The 19,830-nt window shown below is 58.0% G+C and carries 19 protein-coding genes; 13 read left to right on the top strand and 6 right to left on the bottom strand.

Translation table 11 applies throughout. From position 1 onward, the window contains the following. The first annotated feature begins 33 nt into the window (after positions 1 to 33). Positions 34 to 285 (top strand): GlsB/YeaQ/YmgE family stress response membrane protein, encoded by a 252-nt coding sequence (locus HNQ72_RS02070; RefSeq protein ID WP_183989347.1) that lies wholly within the window; start codon positions 34 to 36, stop codon positions 283 to 285. A gap of 49 nt (positions 286 to 334) precedes the next feature. On the opposite strand, the gene HNQ72_RS02075 is transcribed toward HNQ72_RS02070, so the two are convergent. Next, a complete protein-coding gene (locus tag HNQ72_RS02075; protein ID WP_183989348.1) occupies positions 335 to 829 on the bottom strand; it encodes a heme-degrading domain-containing protein in 495 nt (164 codons plus the stop codon). Between the two features lie 56 nt (positions 830 to 885). Next, complete coding sequence (gene msuE, locus HNQ72_RS02080; protein WP_183989349.1) at positions 886 to 1,440, bottom strand: FMN reductase; 555 nt, start codon at positions 1,438 to 1,440, stop codon at positions 886 to 888. A 725-nt stretch (positions 1,441 to 2,165) separates the two neighbouring features. Here msuE and HNQ72_RS02085 point away from each other — a divergent pair. Further along, entirely contained in the window at positions 2,166 to 2,801 is a 636-nt protein-coding gene (locus HNQ72_RS02085) for a TerC family protein (protein WP_183991227.1), read from the top strand. Positions 2,802 to 2,851: 50 nt separating this feature from the next. On the opposite strand, the gene bcp is transcribed toward HNQ72_RS02085, so the two are convergent. After that, entirely contained in the window at positions 2,852 to 3,319 is a 468-nt protein-coding gene (gene bcp / locus HNQ72_RS02090; protein WP_183989350.1) for a thioredoxin-dependent thiol peroxidase, read from the bottom strand. 112 nt (positions 3,320 to 3,431) lie between these two features. Here bcp and HNQ72_RS02095 point away from each other — a divergent pair, with 112 nt between their 5' ends. Then, positions 3,432 to 6,833, top strand: coding sequence for a YhdP family protein (locus HNQ72_RS02095; protein WP_183989351.1), 3,402 nt, complete (start codon positions 3,432 to 3,434; stop codon positions 6,831 to 6,833). 53 nt (positions 6,834 to 6,886) lie between these two features. Here HNQ72_RS02095 and tyrS read toward each other — a convergent pair whose 3' ends face one another. Next, on the bottom strand, positions 6,887 to 8,140 hold the full coding sequence (gene tyrS / locus HNQ72_RS02100) for a tyrosine--tRNA ligase (protein ID WP_183989352.1): 1,254 nt from the start codon (positions 8,138 to 8,140) through the stop codon (positions 6,887 to 6,889). A gap of 201 nt (positions 8,141 to 8,341) precedes the next feature. Between tyrS and HNQ72_RS02105 the strand changes: the two genes are divergently transcribed. The 3 genes from HNQ72_RS02105 to HNQ72_RS02115 all read left to right on the top strand — a co-directional run bounded on the left by HNQ72_RS02105 (position 8,342) and on the right by HNQ72_RS02115 (position 11,756). Next, on the top strand, positions 8,342 to 9,643 hold the full coding sequence (locus tag HNQ72_RS02105) for a M23 family metallopeptidase (protein WP_244654269.1): 1,302 nt from the start codon (positions 8,342 to 8,344) through the stop codon (positions 9,641 to 9,643). 182 nt (positions 9,644 to 9,825) lie between these two features. Beyond that, positions 9,826 to 11,331 carry a DEAD/DEAH box helicase gene (locus tag HNQ72_RS02110; protein WP_183989353.1) on the top strand — a complete coding sequence of 502 codons (1,506 nt, stop codon included), beginning with the start codon at positions 9,826 to 9,828 and terminating at the stop codon, positions 11,329 to 11,331. Beyond that, the gene (locus HNQ72_RS02115; protein ID WP_183989354.1) at positions 11,331 to 11,756 is read left to right on the top strand and encodes an NUDIX domain-containing protein; all 426 of its coding nucleotides are present in this window, start codon (positions 11,331 to 11,333) and stop codon (positions 11,754 to 11,756) included. Before HNQ72_RS02110 ends, HNQ72_RS02115 begins: the two co-directional genes overlap by 1 nt. Before the next feature lie 175 nt (positions 11,757 to 11,931). Here the strand turns inward: HNQ72_RS02115 and HNQ72_RS02120 are convergent, their stop codons facing one another. After that, positions 11,932 to 12,258 carry a TfoX/Sxy family protein gene (locus tag HNQ72_RS02120; protein WP_183989355.1) on the bottom strand — a complete coding sequence of 109 codons (327 nt, stop codon included), beginning with the start codon at positions 12,256 to 12,258 and terminating at the stop codon, positions 11,932 to 11,934. Positions 12,259 to 12,454: 196 nt separating this feature from the next. Between HNQ72_RS02120 and HNQ72_RS02125 the strand changes: the two genes are divergently transcribed. The 5 genes from HNQ72_RS02125 (at position 12,455) to HNQ72_RS02145 (ending at position 18,139) form a co-directional block, all read left to right on the top strand. Further along, complete coding sequence (locus HNQ72_RS02125; protein ID WP_183989356.1) at positions 12,455 to 13,549, top strand: branched-chain amino acid ABC transporter substrate-binding protein; 1,095 nt, start codon at positions 12,455 to 12,457, stop codon at positions 13,547 to 13,549. Between the two features lie 56 nt (positions 13,550 to 13,605). Then, entirely contained in the window at positions 13,606 to 14,274 is a 669-nt protein-coding gene (gene rpe / locus HNQ72_RS02130; RefSeq protein WP_183989357.1) for a ribulose-phosphate 3-epimerase, read from the top strand. Between the two features lie 96 nt (positions 14,275 to 14,370). Beyond that, positions 14,371 to 15,678, top strand: coding sequence for an adenylosuccinate lyase (gene purB / locus HNQ72_RS02135; protein ID WP_183989358.1), 1,308 nt, complete (start codon positions 14,371 to 14,373; stop codon positions 15,676 to 15,678). Between the two features lie 31 nt (positions 15,679 to 15,709). Next, positions 15,710 to 16,264, top strand: a complete 555-nt coding sequence (locus HNQ72_RS02140; RefSeq protein ID WP_183989359.1) for an RBBP9/YdeN family alpha/beta hydrolase — start codon at positions 15,710 to 15,712, stop codon at positions 16,262 to 16,264. A 120-nt stretch (positions 16,265 to 16,384) separates the two neighbouring features. Beyond that, positions 16,385 to 18,139, top strand: coding sequence for a sensor domain-containing protein (locus HNQ72_RS02145; protein ID WP_183989360.1), 1,755 nt, complete (start codon positions 16,385 to 16,387; stop codon positions 18,137 to 18,139). Between the two features lie 4 nt (positions 18,140 to 18,143). On the opposite strand, the gene HNQ72_RS02150 is transcribed toward HNQ72_RS02145, so the two are convergent. Further along, the gene (locus tag HNQ72_RS02150; RefSeq protein WP_183989361.1) at positions 18,144 to 18,458 is read right to left on the bottom strand and encodes a DUF1476 domain-containing protein; all 315 of its coding nucleotides are present in this window, start codon (positions 18,456 to 18,458) and stop codon (positions 18,144 to 18,146) included. A gap of 342 nt (positions 18,459 to 18,800) precedes the next feature. Between HNQ72_RS02150 and purC the strand changes: the two genes are divergently transcribed. Beyond that, positions 18,801 to 19,565, top strand: a complete 765-nt coding sequence (gene purC / locus HNQ72_RS02155) for a phosphoribosylaminoimidazolesuccinocarboxamide synthase (RefSeq protein WP_148144299.1) — start codon at positions 18,801 to 18,803, stop codon at positions 19,563 to 19,565. 16 nt (positions 19,566 to 19,581) lie between these two features. Further along, positions 19,582 to 19,824, top strand: a complete 243-nt coding sequence (gene purS, locus HNQ72_RS02160; protein ID WP_112459135.1) for a phosphoribosylformylglycinamidine synthase subunit PurS — start codon at positions 19,582 to 19,584, stop codon at positions 19,822 to 19,824. Positions 19,825 to 19,830 lie beyond the last annotated feature (6 nt).

Consider the following 19,830-nt stretch of genomic DNA (forward strand, 5'->3'; position numbering starts at 1 on the left):
CCCCAAAGGACAGGATTAGGAAAGGGTAAGGACATGGAAGACGCAGGTATCGGCTGGATCGCAGCCATCATCATCGGCGGCATCGCCGGCTGGCTCGCCGAAAAATTCATGAAGAGCGACATGGGCATCTTCATGAACATCATACTGGGCATCGTTGGTGCAATTGTTGCGAACGCCATCCTTGGCGTCTTCGGCGTCGTCCTGGGCGGCTGGATCGGATATCTGATCGCCGGCTTTATCGGCGCCTGCATCCTGATCGCCATCGCCCGCGTCTTCAGACGCTGAGAAGCGCGATCACGATGTCGGCCGGCATTGACCGGCCGACAGAAGCCCTTCAGGCGGCAAGCGCGATTTTCAGCGCATCGTGCCCCAGCATCTCTGCGAGAACCTCGACCACGAGATTATGATCCTCCCGCTGCGGCAAGCCCGAAACAGTCACCGCGCCGATACAACCGGTACCGGCAACGGCAATCGGAAAACTCCCCCCATGGGCGGCATAATCCGCATCTGAAAGACTGAACTTGTCTTCCAGGGTCGCACCCTGAAGCTCGAGCTTGCGTCCGACAGAGTAGCTCGAACGGAGAAAATGCAACGCGACATTTCGCTTGCGGCGTATCCAGCGTGCATTGTCGGCAGTCGATCCCGCCAGAGCGCTGTAAAACAGTGGCATGGCATGCAGCGTCACGTCGATCGCAACCGGCAGAGCGCGTTCGCCGGCCACACGCCTCAACCGCTCCCCAAGCCTCCAGCCAGCATCACAATCGAACCTGTCGAACACCAGCAGTCTTTCCTGCTCAGCGATTGCCTTTATGTCGTCTTCCACTGACATTTAATTCCTCCCTGACCTACCTGATAATTAAGCTCGAACAGCGCTCCGGCGCAGAACTAATCGCCTGTCGGCCCGCTTTTGCGGGAGACGAAGGCCGCGAGTTCGTCGATAGCAAAACCGATCCGTTCCAGCAGCGCGGGGGAGACGATCTCATGACCGGAAAAATCCCGGTTAGATGCATAGATCGCCGTCGGGATCGTATGCGCCATGAAAAATCCGAACAACGGGCGCAACTGATGTTCGACCATCAGCGCGTGCCGCTCACCGCCACCCGTGGCGGCAATGAGAACGGGCTTGCCGCGCAATTGCTCGGGATCGATCAGATCTATGAAATGTTTGAACATTCCGGGATAGCTGCCCTTGTAGGTCGGCGAACCGATGACAAGCAGGTCAGATTCGACGACCGCCTTGAGAACAGCAGTGGCATTTGCGTCCAGATCATTCTGCGATTTCGCCACACCCAGCGTATCCCCGACATCCGTAAGATCGAAGACGGACCGGGCGAGGTTGTACCGATCGCACGCAAGCTCGGCGATATAATCCACAAGTGCAGATGTCTTGGACGGCCGACCGTAACTTCCCGAGAACCCAACAAGTTTCAACTGCGTCATTCAAATATCCAGTTACAAATCTCCGCCAGGACAGGACATATCACCCGACCTACCCTTTCAACAACCATCCGCAAGTGTCAGATGCCTTTGTAGCCCTGCCACCTCGTCGCCGGGATGATTGTTACCCACATCGCCCCGTGAAGGAACCGGAACAATTGACTTAACCGGAAGGATTTTGGGACAAAATTATAGTCGCGGTCGGCAGGCAGCAAAGCCACTCGAGTTGATGTCGACACTCGCTTGGCCACAGAAAAGATCGCGGTCTCGTTAGCACCTCGCGGCATCGGCACATCCAGGTCGCAAATCGAATCATCGGCCGACCGTGAATGATGACAAAAACCACAATCAAGCCCCACCCGCCTCCTCTGGCGGCGCTCCGGTGCGACAAATTATGAAATCTCCACATCGAAAATTCGAAATATCCGGGCTGATAGCGAAGGCGGTTCCATGATCAAAAAAGCAGATCAGCAACCAGCACGTTATCTGGATGGGGAAAACACGCCCCGAACCCGACAACCACAACCATAAGGAGAATTTGCCATTAGAAACCTGAGCGTAAATCACCCTAAGGTGCGACGGGTAATGCGCTTGCCATGCCCTCATTAGGCGAATAATGGCCGATATCGTTGACGAGCACTCGCTATCTGCTTGCCGAGAGCCCATCCGACACTCCTGCTGCAATCTCATGTCAAAACGATAACGGGCATAAAAGGTAACGCCTCATGATGGAACTGTTCACGGCCGCCGGATTCATGGCGCTCCTAGAGGTCATCGCGATCAATCTTGTTCTTTCCGGTGACAACGCGATCGTCATCGGGCTGGCCGCTGCCGGGCTTCCTGCACATCTGCGGCAGAAGGCTATTCTCTTCGGCATCATCGCTGCCACCGTCTTGCGGCTCATCTTCGCGGTCATCACCACATATCTGCTCGGCATTCCGGGGCTGCAGCTCGTCGGCGGCCTTCTCCTCGGTTGGGTGTGCTGGAAGATGTGGTCGGAACTTCGCGTCGCGCAGCACGACGGTTCCTCCGAAACAGCAGGAGGAGCCGCATCGCGCGCGCCGGAAAAGACATTTTTCCAGGCAGCCATGCAGATCGTGCTCGCCGACGTCTCGATGTCGCTGGATAACGTCCTCGCTGTCGCGGGCGCTGCACAGGGCCATTCCACGGTCCTGATCATCGGCCTGATCGTGTCGATCGCGCTGATGGGCGTCGCCGCGAATTTCGTCGCAAAGCTTCTGTCCCGTTTCCGCTGGATCGCCTATCTCGGCCTGATCATCATCGTCTACGTTGCCCTGAGCATGATTTACCACGGTTTCCACGAGGTTCTGCCGATGGTCTACAGCTATGTTTCTGGCGCCTGAACACGTCGCCTGAAAATTGGCCCGGCAAGTTCTTGCCGGGCCAATTTGCTTTATAATGCCTTCACTGCCGCCAGAACCTCTTCTGCGTGGCCGGCAACTTTCACCTTCGGCCAGATCCGGGCGACCCTGCCTGCGGGATCAATGAGGAAAGTTGTCCGCTCGATACCCATATACGTCTTGCCGTACATGCTCTTCTCTTTCCAAACGCCATAAGCCTGCGAGACAGCCGTGTCCTCGTCGGATCCCAACGCGATGGTCAATTCGCGTTTGCTGACAAAATTGTCATGCTTCTTCACGCTGTCGGCAGATACCCCAACGATCGCCGCGCCAGCTTTGTCGAAATCTGGCAGGAGCTGCGAAAACGAGATCGCTTCGGTCGTGCAGGCCGTTGTGTCATCCTTGGGGTAAAAATAGAGCACAAGCCGCTTGCCGCGAAAACTCGCCAGAGAAATGGTCTGGGCACCATTTCCGGGCAGCGTGAAATCCGGTGCATCATCGCCGATATTCAGATTCGCCATGGTTTTCCTTTCTTTTGCCAGCATCTTGAGTGAATGTTGCGGCCATGGGTATATACAGCCCGAAGATGCGTCCAGATCAGCTTGGATGTGAAAAGAACGAGTTCTTCACTGAATGGCGGAAATACGCGGCGAGAAGATCGATTTCAGCAGGAAGGACATTGTCCCGCTGCATGAGCTTCCGTCCGCCCAGGCTGAAGATCCGATCATCGTTCACTGCCCTCCGCACAGCACGAGAACCTGGCGTTTCTGCAAGTCCATAGTGCTTTTCGCCGTATTGATCATGGTCGCCATTGGCAGCGCTGTGTTTGCCATCGAAGGCGGCATAGTCGACGGTACGCTGACCAGCCGCGCCCAGTCCGCCCTGAACAATGCAATCGGTCCCCGCTACGTTTCCAACGTCGGCTCCGCGGCGATCCGTTTTGATTCGGATTTCCGTCTGGCGATTGAAGCACGCGACGTCGACATCGTTGAGCGCGCAACCGGCCAGCACTTGAGTCGTGCAGGCGCCCTGCGAATGGCCGTGGATCCCCTCGCACTGCTCGGAGGACGCATATCGATCAACAGCATATCGGCGCAGTCGATCCGCCTTGAGACAGCGCAACTGCCGGAGGGCGACCCTATCGCTCTCGCCAAGGTTCGGGTCGATGCGGTTCCGCAACTCCTTGAGCAAACATTCCAGAGACTCGATGAAGCACGGGGCCTGATCGAGCGAACGGGTACCGCCTCCATCCGCCTCGCAGGCATCGAGATTGTCCTTCCGGCAGCCCCCGGCCGCAAACCAACGGTCGTCAAGGTCAACGATCTCGAGCTGGCGCGGAATGCAACGGGCGAGATCGGTATTGACGGCACCGTCAGCATCAACGACCGGGAAGCGAAGCTTACGGCCGCATCGAAGACGGTCGATGGCGTAACAGCCGCCCTGTCCGCGCGCCTGTCCGGGCTGGAAGTAACCCCTTTCCTGTTGCAGCGAACAGAAGATGGTCAGCCGCGTGAAGGCCTCGAGAGCTCAGTCGATTTCGACATGTCCGCAGAGCGCTCCCGCGGTGATGCCCAGAATCCGGCGATGACGGCAACCCTGACCAATTCGCCGGGCAATTTCTACTTCGATGGCATCCAGCAGACATTCAGCGGCGCCACCATCAATGTCGCCTATGACTTCGCCAAAAACTCGATCGAAATCATGAATTCGGAGGCAAGTTTCGGTCCGACTGTCGTGCCGTTCACTGGTGCGGTTATAGATCTTAGCCGCTTGAATGAGGGCGATAAACGTTTCGGCTTCGGCCTCGATCTCCTCGTTCGCGGAGGTAGAGCGATCGGCGCTTCTCAGGGAGAGAAGCCGGCCGATTTCGACCTCAAGGCAACCGGGCGTTATCTGTCTGCCGACCGCCAGCTAGAATTCGACGAGATGACAGTGGCAAGTCCACTCGGTCATATGGCCGCCGCCCTCAAGGTCCGCTTTGGCAAACAGTCACCCGAGATCAGCTTTGGGGGCCAGATCCCCCAGATGCAGGTGACAGGAGTAAAACAGCTCTGGCCCTTCTGGATGGCGCGCAAGCCGCGCGACTGGGTTATGGCGAATATGTTTGGCGGTAACGTCACGAATGGCACGATTGCTGTCTTCATCCCCGCGGGGCGCATGAAGGGCCCGGGTATTCCCATGGAGCTCGATGCGAACGAATTGCAGATCGGCTTCGGGGTTACCGACACACGTCTCAACCTACCGGGTGAAGTCCCGCCTCTGCGCGATCTTGCGGGAAAATTCTCCCTGAAAGGCCAGGAGATGATCGTCGATGTCAGCAAGGCGGCATCCTATGCGCCTTCCGGCAGGGTCGTCACCGTGGAGAGCGGACGTTTCGCCATTCCGTCGACATATGCAAAGCCATTGATGGCAGATCTGACGCTGAAGATTTCCGGACAGGCAGACGCGATCACCGAGCTTGCTAACTTCAAGCCGATGAATGCCTTGAAGGGCACCAGCTTCAAGCCTGAAGATTTTTCGGGAAATACCAAGGCAGATATTCATGCTCGCTTTGGACTGATCACAGATCATAATCCGCCCAAACCTGCTTGGAATGCCCAAATCCGCCTTGATGGCGTTAATCTCGCGACACAGATGGAAGGGCACAAGATCGGGGCACTGACCGGGCTTTTGGCCGTCGACAACCAGTCTGCCAAACTGAGCGCGAACGGAACCGTGGACGACATTCCCGCCGAATTCGCCGTCACCGAACCTGTCGATCAGAACTCTGGCGTAAAGCGCGAGCGCGTCATCAAGGCGACGCTCAATAACGCCCAGCGCGATAAGCTCGTGCCCGGCCTCTCGGACATGGTGGACGGCCAGATCGTTGCCGAACTCACGCGCATTGATGACAAGCATCAGGCAGTTACGCTCGATCTCAGCCGCGCCGAACTGACTGTGCCATGGATAGGCTGGAGCAAGGGTAGTGGCATCGGCGCCAAGGCACAGTTCGAGGTATCCAATGATGCCGGAAAGCAGACTACCTTAAGCGGCTTTCAGCTCACCGGCGAGAGTTTTGGCGTCAGGGGCGACGTGCAACTGGCCGATGGGGCCTTGACGACGGCATCTTTCTCCCACGTGCAGCTGTCGCCGGCGGATAACTACAGCCTTAGCGTCAAGCGTTCGAAAGGCGCCTACGAGATCTCGATCGGCGGAAACGCCGTCGACATGCGGCCAATCATCACCATGATGCGCGCCAACAATGGCAGCGCAGCGGCCGGCAGCAATGAGGGCAGCAGCACAAGCCTGCGCGCACAGGTCGATCGCGTCGTCGGTTTCAATGACGAGCAGCTTTCGAATGTCGCATTGAATTTCTCCTCACGGGGATCAAACATCGTCCGTGCTGATTTGAGCGCCATAACGGGAAGCGGACAAGCACTCGTCAGCCAGATGTCCCGCGGCGATACCATCTCGGTCACGAGTGGCGATGCAGGTGCGGTAGCACGATTTGCCGATCTCTATGACAACATGAGCGCGGGATTGCTTAATCTGAAACTGAAAGCGCGAGGAACCGATTGGGTTGGCTCGCTCGACATCCGTAATTTCCAGCTGCGCAACGAAGAACGCCTGCAGTCCCTCGTATCGACACCGGTCGGCGAAGATGGCCAGAGCCTCAACTCCGCGGTGAAAAAGGATATTGACGTCAGTTCGGCACGTTTCCAGCGCGGCTTCGCCGCATTGGTCTACCGCAACGGCGCGCTATCCGTCGCCAATGGCGTTGTGCGCGGAGAACAGATCGGCGCCACCTTCCAGGGCAAATTGCGGGACGCCGACGGCAATATGGAGATGACCGGCACGTTCATGCCTGCTTACGGCTTGAACAGGCTTTTCGGCGAACTTCCGCTGATCGGCGCGATCCTAGGAAATGGCCGGGATCGCGGCCTTCTGGGCATCACCTTCAAGCTCGAAGGTGCTTTCGACAAGCCGCGACTGACGATAAACCCACTTTCGCTCATAGCCCCGGGCGTGTTCCGCCAGATCTTCGAATTCCAGTAAAAAAAAGGCCGCTGGAAAGCGGCCTTTGATCTTCTGTTTCCGAGTTGCCTATCTCAGGCCGGACGAACCAGGATATGCTTCTTCTTGCCGAGCGACAGCTTGATCACGCCATCGGCAGTCACTTCGCCGGAACCGATAATCTTGCGCTCATCGGAAATCGCCACGTCATTGATCCGCACGGCACCGCCCTGAACGTGACGACGGGCTTCACCGTTCGATGCGGCAAGACCAGCCTTGACGATCAGCGCCAGCAGGCCGATCCCGGCTTCCAACTCGCTCTTCGCAACATCAATCGACGGCAGGTTATCGGCAAGCGCGCCTTCCTCGAAAGTCTTGCGAGCCGTCTCGGCTGCCTGTTCGGCATTTTCGCGGCCATGCAGCATGGCCGTCACTTCGGTCGCGAGGATCTTCTTGACTTCGTTGATCTCCGAACCGGCCAGCGCCGAAAGTCGCGCGATCTCATCCATCGGCAACGTCGTGTAGAGCTTGAGGAAGCGCGAAACGTCGGCATCCTCGGTATTGCGCCAGTACTGCCAGAAATCGTAGGCCGACAACATGTCGGGGTTCAGCCAGACAGCCCCATTGAGTGACTTGCCCATCTTGGCGCCGGAAGCGGTTGTCAGAAGCGGCGAGGTCAGGGCGTAGAGCTGCGGCGTCCCCATACGGTGACCAAGATCGATACCGTTTACGATATTGCCCCACTGGTCCGACCCGCCCATCTGCAGACGGCAGCCGTAGCGCTTGTTCAACTCTACGAAGTCGTAGGCCTGCAGGATCATGTAGTTGAATTCGAGGAAGGACAGCGACTGCTCCCGGTCAAGGCGCGTCTTGACGCTGTCGAAGGACAGCATCCGGTTGACCGAGAAATGGCGCCCGACATCCCGCAGGAATTCGAGGTAATTGATATCGCGCAGCCAGTCGCCATTGTTGATCATCATGGCATCCTTCGCGCCCTCCCCGTAGGAAAGGTAATTGGCGAAAACGCGCTTGATCGAGGCGATGTTGCTCTCGATCGTGTCGATCGTCATCAGCTGGCGGGCATCGTCCTTGAACGACGGGTCGCCCACCATCCCGGTGCCGCCGCCCATCAGCGAAATCGGCCGGTGGCCGGTCTGCTGCATCCAGTGCAGCATCATGATCTGGATAAGTCCGCCGGCATGAAGAGAAGGCGCCGTCGGATCGAAGCCGATATAGGCCGTCACGGTTTCCTTGGCGAACAGTTCGTCGAGACCTGCCTCGTCGGAGATCTGGTGAATGAAGCCGCGCTCATCGAGCGTGCGGAGGAAATCGGACTTGAACCTGGACATCTCTCTTCTCTATGGATGTGTTTTTGTTTGCGAGACGGCGTCTAGCACCGTTCTTTGGCATAATCACTTTAAAAGTGACATCTAGCCCCCGAGGGGCGCACGCCGTCGCAGACGGATCCGGAAGGACAAGACTTCATTAACCTTAAGGATGTGTAATCAAGCCACAAGCATTGGATTGATTCAGCCCTTCAGGAGCAATACGTGACGCACCGAACCGAAAACAAGGTTTTTGGAAAACGGGCCGCGAATCATGTCCTCATTCTCGCAAGCGGCGAGAAAATCCGTCATATGACCATCCGCCCCTGGATGATCGCCTTGACCGTATGTTTTGCAAGCCTTCTGACCATAGGTTACCTCGGGGCTACATCTTATCTGGTAATCCGCGATGACCTGATCGGAGCAACGATCGCCCGCCAGGCCCGCATGCAGCATGACTATGAAGACCGGATTGCAGCCCTGCGTGCGCAGCTGGACCGCATTACCTCGCGCCAGTTGCTCGATCAGCAAGTCGTGGAAAAGAAGGTCGAAAAACTGCTTGAGCAACAGGACGCGCTGTTCTCTCGCCACACCAAGCTCGGCTCACTTCTGGATCGCGCCGAAGAAACAGGTCTTCAGCCAGGAGCCGAACCTCCTGCCGCTGAAATCCCCGCCTTCGCCCCCACGGGTGACGGACGCAGGGCTTCCTTGTCCGGAGGCTCCGCCGCAATCGCCAAGATACTGCAAGGCGGCGAAACTGAAAACAGGTTGGCAAGCCTCTCCCCTGTGGCCGGCACCAGCCTGCGTGAAGGCGCCGCCGATCATGCCGACCGGATTTTTTCCAAAGTCACTCTGTCCCTCAAGACGCTTGAAAACCAACAGCTGACGAAGATCGCAAGCCTGACGACGGGAGCGTCCGAAGCGGCAAACGCAATCACCACGATCCTGCTGCGAAGCGGCGTTGATCTGTATCCGTCAACCGTCGAACCGAATGGCATTGGCGGGCCATATGTCGAACCTCGCCTTCCCGGCAATCGCTTCGACACGTCGCTAGACGATCTTGATGCGGCGCTGACGCGGCTGGAAAGCGTGCGGGAAACAGCGCGTGACCTTCCGTTTTCCAGTCCCGCTCCCGGCCAACCGGTCACCAGCCGGTTTGGGAACAGGGTCGATCCCTTCCTTGGTCGCCTCGCATTGCATGCGGGTATAGATTTTGCCGCCCAGACCGGCGACGAAGTGAAGAGCACCGGCGCCGGCAAGGTCGTCGCAGCAGGCATTGCCGGTGGTTACGGCAACATGGTCGAGATCGACCATGGTTACGGCATTTCGACCCGCTTCGGTCACCTTTCGAAAATCCTGGTCAATGTCGGAGACGAGATAAAGACGGGTGATGTAATCGGTCGTGCCGGGTCGACCGGACGTTCGACCGGCCCCCATGTTCACTACGAAGTGCGCCGAAATGGACAGGCAGTTGATCCGATGCATTTCCTCAATGCCGGCATGAAGCTCACAACCTATCTCGAGTAGCAAGGTCAGCCATTCACGCGGCGTATCGCCGCGCGGTTGCTTTCATTCACCAAAACCACTGCCACCCTGGCGGGTTTTCTTGACTTTCCAGCATTTTGGTCATATGTCGCGCCCTGTTGTCGCCCCATTTGAGCGTAGCGACGGATCATGTTCTTCTTGAACGGAACGGAATAGTATTTCCATTGACCACTTTTGCTGATCTTGGCCTGAGCCAGAAAGTTCTTAACGCCGTCACCGACGCCGGCTACACGATACCCACGCCTATCCAAGCCGGAGCCATCCCGCATGCGCTGCAGCGCCGGGACATTTGCGGTATTGCACAGACGGGAACGGGCAAGACAGCTTCCTTCGTCCTGCCGATGCTGACGCTTCTGGAAAAGGGTCGAGCCCGGGCTCGCATGCCGCGAACCCTCATTCTCGAGCCGACCCGCGAACTCGCAGCTCAGGTTGCCGAAAACTTCGAGAAATACGGCAAGAATCACAAGCTGAATGTCGCCCTTCTGATCGGCGGCGTTTCCTTTGAAGAACAGGATCGCAAGCTTGAGCGCGGCGCCGATGTTCTGATTTGTACGCCCGGCCGCCTGCTCGACCATTGCGAGCGCGGCAAGCTGCTGATGACCGGCGTCGAAATCCTCGTCATCGACGAGGCCGATCGCATGCTCGACATGGGCTTCATCCCGGATATCGAACGGATCGCCAAGATGATCCCGTTCACCCGCCAGACGCTGTTCTTCTCGGCCACGATGCCGCCGGAAATTCAGAAACTGGCAGACCGTTTCCTGCAGAACCCGGAACGGATCGAAGTCGCCAAGCCGTCCTCCACGGCAAAGACGGTGACGCAGCGCCTGGTCGCTGCCCATAACAAGGACTACGAGAAGCGCGCCGTCCTGCGCGATCTCATCAAGGTTCAGGAAGACCTGAAGAACGCAATCATCTTCTGCAACCGCAAGAAGGATGTCGCAGATCTGTTCCGCTCGCTCGAGCGTCACGGCTTCTCGGTCGGCGCCTTGCATGGCGACATGGACCAGCGTTCGCGCATGACCATGCTGGCCAACTTCAAGGATGGCAACATCAAGCTTCTCGTCGCCTCCGACGTTGCTGCCCGCGGCCTTGATATCCCGGATGTTTCCCACGTCTTCAATTTCGACGTGCCGATCCATTCCGAAGACTATGTCCATCGCATTGGCCGCACCGGCCGCGCCGGTCGTTCCGGCAAGGCCTTCACAATCGTGACACGCGCCGATGGCAAATATGTCGATGCGATCGAAAAACTGATCGGCGAAAACGTCGAGTGGCTGAATGGCGATATCTCCGCCCTGCCCGCCCCCATGGAAAGCCACGACAACGAACGTGGTGGACGCAAGGGTGGCCGGGATCGCGGTGGCAAGGATCGCGACCGCAGCCGTGGTGGCCGCCACGAACAATCGGCAGCAGCACCACAGGAAAAACCAATCGTCACGGAAGAGGCAGGCGTGGAAGCAGTTCTGGAAAACACCAAGTCGGAACGTCGTTCTGACAAGAAAAATCAGCCTGCGAACAACCGCGGCCGCGAGCGCCGTGTCAATCCTGCCAATGACGACAACCGTGATCGCCGCCGCTATCGCGACCATGATGACGGCCCGACCCCGGTCGGCTTCGGCGACGATATCCCAGCCTTCATGCTGATCGTCGCAAACGCAGCGAAGTAATGTCCGCCTTAGCAAAACCGGGCCAGGATTTCCCTGGCCTCGGAGTCGGCCTGGTGATCCGCCGAGCCGATGGAAAAGTGCTGGTCTGTCGCCGCCTGAAGGCGCCCGAAGCGGGCCACTGGAACATCGTCGGCGGCAAGGTCGACATGATGGAACAGGCGGAAGACGCTGCGCGCCGTGAAGCCGAGGAAGAGACCGGGCTGAAGATCGGAAAGATCAGCTTTCTATGCGTCATCGAAGGCATTCTTGAAGAAGAACGTCAGCACTGGCTATCTCTGATATACGTGACTGACGATTTTTCCGGAGAGCCGGTTCTCACGGAACCTGAAAAGCATGCAGATCTGATGTGGATCGACATGAATGAGCCACCGGCGCCTCTGTCGATATTCTCCGCACAAGCCTTTGAGCTGCTGAAATCCCACTAAAAAAGCCGTCCCGGTTGTCCAGGACGGCTCTCTTGATTGAAAATTTTACAGTATCATCGGATGCTGTCGTCGGCTCGGGCTTGCCCGAACCACATCCCCCATTACTCAGCAAGAATATCCGCTGCGTCTTACAAGCCGCAATACGTTAAATCTCGCACTTGCGAAGAAAATGCGATCACGTATCGCGATTGACTCGAAGCGCTGCTTCAAAGGCCATGCGCACCCAGTCTCGCAGCTCGTCAGGATCGTCCAGCGCCGCATTCGGTATGGACCAATAAGGCATGAGAACGGGTTTCCCCTTTTTACCGTCATAGGACCATTGGACTGCACCCGCAGCCCGGAAAGCCGGAGCGCTCGTCTCATCCGCCTTTAACAGTATTTCGTCTCGCAGATCGAGGGCGATGATCAGACCCTGATGATAGATCCCCTTGCCGCCGAACATGCGTCGGATGGAGACCGGTCCGAGACCCTCGAACATTTCCTCGATCGCTGCATTGTCCATGCCCCATCCTTCCTTTTTGGCTCAGCACAGTCGAAAGACCGTGCCGGTCGGACGACGCCTATGTCTTACACGGATAGCAAGATTCCACTCACGATCATGCTAGATTTCGCGCGTGAACTGGCAAAAATGGGAAAAAGCTTGGACGCTCATGCCCTTGCGGGTTAAAGCTGCAGCGAACACGGACTTAAGGAAAAGCATGCCTTCCCTGCGTTTCGATATCGCGATCCTGCTGACTGTTGCAGCTTTCGGATATGTTGCCCCCGCAACGACGGTCTCCGCCGCCACCATCGGTGTCGTCGCGCCAAAGACGGGACCTTATGCGTTGCTCGGCATGCAGGTTTTTGAAGGGGCCAGAGCTGCCGCACAAGTCACCGGCGACAGACTTGTCGAAATCGACGAGACCTGCAACGAGACCGGCGGCGTGGATGCCGCAAAGACGCTTGCCGATGCCAAGGCCTCTATCGCGATCGGATTTCTATGCGTCGAAACGCTGGCCTCCGCCCTGCCGGCGCTGGCCGACAGCAAGATTGCAGCAATCACCATCTCCGTCCGCTCCCGCATCCTGATGGAAGACGCCTTGCGCAATGGTTGGCCGCTTTTCCGCATGGCTCCATCGGAAACTGCCGAGGCCGATCAGATCGCGGCGGTGATCGTCGATCGCTGGAAAGCCGAGCCGATTGCCCTTGTCGATGACGGCACCATCTACGGGCGCGAACTCGTCAGCGCCGTCCGCCAGAAACTCGAACCGATCGGCATCGCGCCGGTCTTCACCGATACGCTTCGGCCGGGCCAGGAGCAGCAGATAGCCCTCATCAGACGGCTGCAGAAAGCCGGCGCAACCCATATACTCGTCGGCGCGGATCGTAACGATGTCGCCGTCATTGCCCGTGATGCCGAAAGGGAAAACATTCCCCTCACCATACTCGGCGGCGATGTCATGAAGGCCGCAAACCGGCCGGTCGCGCTTCGCGACGGCACGCTGGCCGTCACTTTACCGCCTTACCGGACACTCCAGACTGCCGCCAACGCTGCAACGTCGCTCGAAAGCCGGCAGATCGAGCCCGAAGGCAACACCCTTCCCGCCTATGCCGCAACCCAACTGGCCAGCCAGACAGCAGCATCCGCAGGCAATGACTGGGAAAAACTCCTGTCCTCCCTCAAAACCGGCACCTTCCAGACCGCAATCGGACAGATCCGTTTCGATGCGGCGCACGAACTGGCGGACAATCCCTATCGTCTTCTGGAATGGCGCGGCCGCGAGTTTTTCACGCCCGTCTCTGCGACCGAGTAACGATTGCGGCAATCGCCCCGGAATGCTAGTCGGCAGACGACACAGGAGATCCGTCCATGACCTTGCCGCTTCGCATCGCCCCCTCCATTCTCGCTTCCGATTTTTCGAAACTCGGCCAGGAGGTCGCAGACGTCGTAGAGGCCGGTGCAGACTGGGTTCACCTCGATGTCATGGACGGTCATTTCGTACCCAACATCTCCTTCGGTCCCGATGTCATCAAGTCGCTGCGCCCCTATACCGACGTCTTCTTCGATTGCCATCTGATGATTGCCCCGGTCGACCCCTATCTCGAAGCCTTCGCCAAGGCTGGCTGCGATGGCATTACCGTCCATGCCGAGGCTGGCCCGCATTTGCACCGTTCGCTGCAGACGATCCGGTCGCTGGGCAAGAAGGTCGGCGTGACGCTCAATCCCGCAACGCCGGTCTCTGTGCTTGAAGAGGTACTGGATGATGTCGACCTCATCCTCGTCATGAGCGTCAACCCCGGTTTCGGTGGCCAGAAACTCATTCCCGCCGCGCTCGACAAGATCTCCCGCATCAAGTCTCTGATTGGTGACAGACCTATCGAGATTGAAGTCGATGGCGGCATCACGGCAGAAACCATCGGCGCAGCGCGCAAGGCAGGCGCCAATGTCTTCGTCGCCGGATCGGCGGTCTACAAGGGCGCAAACAAGGATGCCTATCGCGAAAACATCTCGGCGCTGGTGAAGGCCGCCGAGGCCTGAAAAGCCTTAAACACGGGGCAATGCCCCAAAAAGATTGAGCTTCGCCGTTCTTCTTGATAGAGCGGCAGCAATTCTATCCAAGCAAGCGAGCTGCCCATGATCCCCCGTTATTCCCGACCGGAAATGGTCGCCATCTGGTCGCCGGAAACAAAGTTCCGCATCTGGTTCGAAATCGAGGCCCATGCCTGCGACGCGCTCGCTGCAATCGGCGTCATTCCGAAGTCTGCGGCAGAAACGATCTGGGAAAAGGGCGGCAAGGCCGAATTCGATGTCGCCCGTATCGATGAAATCGAAGCCGTCACCAAGCATGACGTCATCGCCTTCCTCACCCATCTGGCGGAATTCGTCGGCCCGGATAGCCGCTTCATCCACCAGGGCATGACATCTTCCGACGTGCTCGACACGACGCTCAACGTCCAGCTCGTGCGCGCCACGGACATCCTGCTTGCCGATATCGACCGTGTTCTGGCAGCGCTCAAGGCCCGCGCCTTCGAACACAAGGATACGGTCCGCATCGGCCGCAGCCACGGCATCCATGCCGAGCCGACGACGATGGGCCTCACCTTCGCCCGCTTCTACGCCGAAATGGACCGCAACAAGACGCGCCTTCTCGAAGCCCGCGAGGAAATCGCCACCTGCGCCATTTCGGGCGCTGTCGGCACCTTCGCCAATATCGACCCGCGCGTCGAGGAACATGTTGCAGCAGCCCTGGGCCTGAAGCCGGAGCCGGTCTCCACCCAGGTCATCCCGCGCGACCGTCATGCAATGTATTTCGCCATCCTCGGCGTCATCGCCTCGTCGATTGAAAACGTCGCGATCGAAATCCGCCACATGCAGCGTACCGAGGTTCTGGAAGCGGAAGAGTTCTTCTCGCCGGGCCAGAAAGGCTCGTCGGCCATGCCGCACAAGCGCAACCCGGTTCTCACCGAAAACCTCACCGGCCTTTCCCGTCTCGTGCGCATGTCAGTCGTTCCGGCAATGGAAAACGTTGCCCTCTGGCACGAACGCGACATCAGCCATTCCAGCGTCGAGCGCGCCATTGGCCCGGATACGACCGTTACTCTCGATTTCGCCCTGAACCGTCTCGCCGGCGTCATCGAAAAGCTGGTCATCTACCCCGAGAACATGTTGAAGAACATGAACAAGTTCAAGGGACTGGTGATGAGCCAGCGCGTGCTCCTGGCCCTCACCCAGGCCGGCGTTTCGCGCGAAGACTCTTATCGTCTCGTTCAGCGCAATGCGATGAAGGTCTGGGAACGCGGTGCCGACTTCCTCGAAGAACTGCTTGCTGACGAAGAAGTCCGCGCAGCGCTCTCCGAGGAGGAGATCCGCGAAAAATTCGATCTCGGTTATCACACGAAGCATGTCGACACGATTTTCAATCGTGTCTTCGGCGAAGCTTGATATAGAAATCGAGAAGGCCCAGATAGGCGGCATGAAAGCATCAGAAGCCGATATCCTCATCATCCCCGGTTACACCAATTCCGGTCCCGACCATTGGCAGACCCGTTGGGAGCAAAAGCTCACGACGGCCCGCCGGGTGGAACAGGCCGAATGGTCAAAGCCGGTAAAGGAAGACTGGGTCCAGCGTCTCGTCGAGGAGGTCAATGCCTCGACGAAACCGGTTGTGCTGGTCGCTCATTCGCTCGGCGTTCCGACGGCGATCCATGCCATCCCGCATTTCAAGAAACCGGTGGCCGGCGCATTTTTCGTTGCGCCGCCGGATGTGCAGAACCCGAAGATCAGGCCGAAACACCTGATGACATTCGGTCCTTATCCGCGAGATCCACTTCCTTTTCCCGCCATTACGATTGCAAGCCAAAACGACCCCTTCGGCTCCTATGATCACGCCGGCGACATTACCAACGCCTGGGGTTCGCTCCTGATCGACGCAGGCGAATCTGGCCACATCAATTCCGAGTCGGGCCACGGCCCGTGGCCTGAAGGCACGATGGTATTTGCCCAGTTTCTGAGCCGACTAAAAGCCTGACATCTGGCGATGTGCGGCGCACAACCCGACGTCGTAATTTCGCTTTCGATAGACAATTTTAAAGTTGCCTTAATTCGAATTCACTAACATTGCGCAATTCCTGCGAATGTAGGCGAACAGATGTCATCCAAACCAGTCTTCTATGCCGGCCCGACGATATCACCTTCGAGAGGCGCCGGCTCGCTGACCGACCTCTTTGACGCCATTCCCTTTCCCTTAGCACTGCTCGATTGGCAGGCGCGGCTGCACCATGCGAACAAGGCTCTCAAGGTGAACTGGCGCCCCTTCGAGGTGGAATTTTTCACCGATCTGATCGATATCGAAGACCGTTCGGATTTCCTCGCCGGGCTTCGCCGCTGCAAGGCCGGCGCTGATGGTCAGATGGAACTGCGCCTGCCGCAGCCGGACGGTACGCTGCGATGGGCTCTTGTCCATCTTTCTCCGGCACCGACAGGGCTGGACACGCCTTTCCTCATCGCAGCCTCGTTCGTCGACATCACGGCTTTGAAGACAAGGCTTGCGGATCTCGGCATCTGGGAAAGCCGTTGGAACAAGGCGCTCGTCGGATCGTCGACAGGCGTCTGGGACCATGATTGGAAACGCGGAGAGAAATACTACTCGCCGACCTGGCGTCGGATCCGTGGCATGTCCGATGAGGATCCTCTTCCCGAAAGCACTCAGGCGTGGCTCGATCTCCTCCATCCGGATGATCGGGATCACGTGATCCACTGCATCGACCGGCAGAATGAAGGCGATCCGGACTATACGGTGTTTGAATATCGCGAGCGCCACAAGGACGGTCATTGGGTCTGGATCGAGTGCCGCGGCGATTGCGTCGAATGGGACGCCAACGGCAAGCCGACGCGCATCGTTGGAACGGATACGGATATTACGGCTCGCAAGCAGGCTGAAGAGGCCACGGCGCGCATGGCAAGACGCTTGGACATGGCCCTCGAAATATCAGGCATCGGCACTTACGAATGTGACCTCACAACCGGTGTCGTCGACTGGGATGACCGCATGTATCGAATCTATGGAGTCGGTCGGCGCGAAGACGTCAGGGTCGGCGGATTGTGGGAAACCTTTTTGCATCCGGCCGATCGCGAACGTGTCTTGAAAAACGTCGATGAACATATGCGAAACGGCGACCGCTTTTCGGATCAGTACCGCGCAGTTCTCCGCGATGGCTCCGATCGCATCATTCGCGCGCGCACCATGACCTTTCAGGATGGGAACGGCCACAAGATGACCGTTGGTGCAAACTGGGATGTCACCGATGATGTCGGGCTGCATCACGAACTGGAGCGTGCCAGAATTCTGGCTGAAGCCAGAAACATCGAACTGGAGGCCGCCAAGGACCGGATCGAACACAGCGCCATGCATGACTACCTGACCGAACTCCCTAACCGGCGTTATCTTGACGAGGTGCTGGACCGGATGGCGACGCAATACAGCGGCAGCGAGGCGGGTATAGCGATCCTTCATGTCGACCTCGATCGCTTCAAGCAGATCAATGACCGGCTCGGCCACGACGCGGGAGATGCGATGCTCGTCCATACTGCTCGCACGCTGCGCAGGACACTTAGCGAAAATGACTTCATTGCCCGTGTCGGCGGAGACGAATTCGTCGTCGTGTCGCGGCTGGGCGCCATCGAGGAGCCGGCCTCATCTGTGGCGACCCGTATGATCGACGCCCTACGCGAGCCGATGATCTATGAGGGGCATCGCTGCCGCGTTGGCGCCAGCATCGGCATTGCCTCCCACCGCGGCGACGCGATCGACGTACGCCAGTTGCTGCGAAACTCCGATATCGCGCTTTATGAAGCCAAGCGGCAGGGGCGAAACCGCTACGTCTGGTTCCCGGGCGCAGCCTGATGCGCTACTGGTTCTCCACCTGGGCAGAAGCTTCAGTCAGCAGATCGAGCATCTTCATGCGTATCTCCGCATCCGACACGGCAATCCCGGCCGCATCGAAATCGTGCCTCAGCTTGCGAAAAACGTCCTCATGTCCGGGTTCAGCGAAATCCGCAACGATCACTTCCCTTGCATAGGCATTCCGGTCCTCCCTTCCGAGCATTTCCGCTGCCCAGAGCCCGGCGAGTTTGTTACGCCGCGACAACGCCTTGAATTTCAGCTCCTCATCGTGCGCGAACTTGTTTTCGAACGCTTTTTCACGATCACTCATGCCACTCATGTTTTCCTCCCACGGCAACATTAGAATAGTTAAATAAGAGCATGCCCCCTTTTGCAATCGGCAGCCCTGGAGACCCGCAGGACGCAGGATCGGAACCAGCCGATTGCAGCCGCTATGGAAAGATGGAGTTCGACAACCTATCTGCCGTGGAAAGTCTGCTGTGCCGAAAAAAAGACGGTCAAACCGATATAGTATGTTGGCAGTGATTCTACGCATGACGAATACAGGGCAAATCGCCTGCCAGCGGACGTCTGCATTGTGAAAAGGAAACTTTTCCGATATGGGACCGCTTCAAATATGATTGCAGCCGCTCCGGCCGCCTTAGAACGAGATAAGAATACCATGAATCGTCGCCGCCGTATTTACGAGGGCAAGGCCAAGATCCTTTATGAAGGTCCCGAGCCAGGCACGCTGATCCAGTTCTTCAAGGATGACGCAACCGCCTTCAACAAGAAGAAGCATGATGTCATCGACGGCAAGGGCGTGCTCAACAACCGCATTTCCGAATACCTGTTCACCCACCTGAACAAGATCGGCATCCCGACCCATTTCATCCGCCGGATGAACATGCGCGAGCAGCTGATCAAGGAAGTCGAGATGATCCCGCTCGAGATCGTCGTGCGCAATGTCGCCGCCGGCTCGCTGTCGGAGCGCCTTGGCATCGAGGAAGGCACCGTCCTGCCACGCTCGATCATCGAGTTCTATTACAAGTCCGACCAGCTCGCTGACCCGATGGTCTCCGAAGAACATATCACCGCCTTCGGATGGGCCAATCCGGCCGAGCTTGACGACATCATGGCGCTTGCCATCCGCGTCAACGACTTCCTCTCCGGCCTCTTCCTCGGCGTTGGCATCCAGCTCGTCGATTTCAAGATCGAATGCGGTCGCCTTTACGAGGGCGATATGATGCGCATCATCCTTGCCGACGAGATTTCCCCCGATAGCTGCCGCCTCTGGGACATCGAGACGAAGGAAAAGATGGACAAGGATCGTTTCCGCCGCGATCTCGGCGGCCTTCTTGAAGCCTATTCCGAAGTCGCCCGCCGTCTGGGCATCATCAATGAAAACGAACCGATCCGCGGAACGGGTCCGGTTCTGGTCAAGTAATCAGGGGTATTTTGCAGTGATCAAGGCACGCGTAACTGTCACGCTCAAGAACGGCGTTCTCGACCCCCAGGGCAAGGCCATCGAAGGCGCCCTCGGCAGCCTCGGCTTCGAAGGCGTTCACCAGGCCCGCCAGGGTAAGGTCTTCGACCTCGAACTAGACACTGCCGACAAGGCCAAGGCGGAAGCCGACCTCAAGGCCATGTGCGAAAAGCTTCTGGCGAACACTGTGATTGAGAACTACACTATCGCAATCGACTAAAGGTTG

The organism is Aliirhizobium wenxiniae, assembly GCF_014201355.1.
Taxonomy (GTDB): Bacteria; Pseudomonadota; Alphaproteobacteria; order Rhizobiales; family Rhizobiaceae; genus Neorhizobium; species Neorhizobium wenxiniae.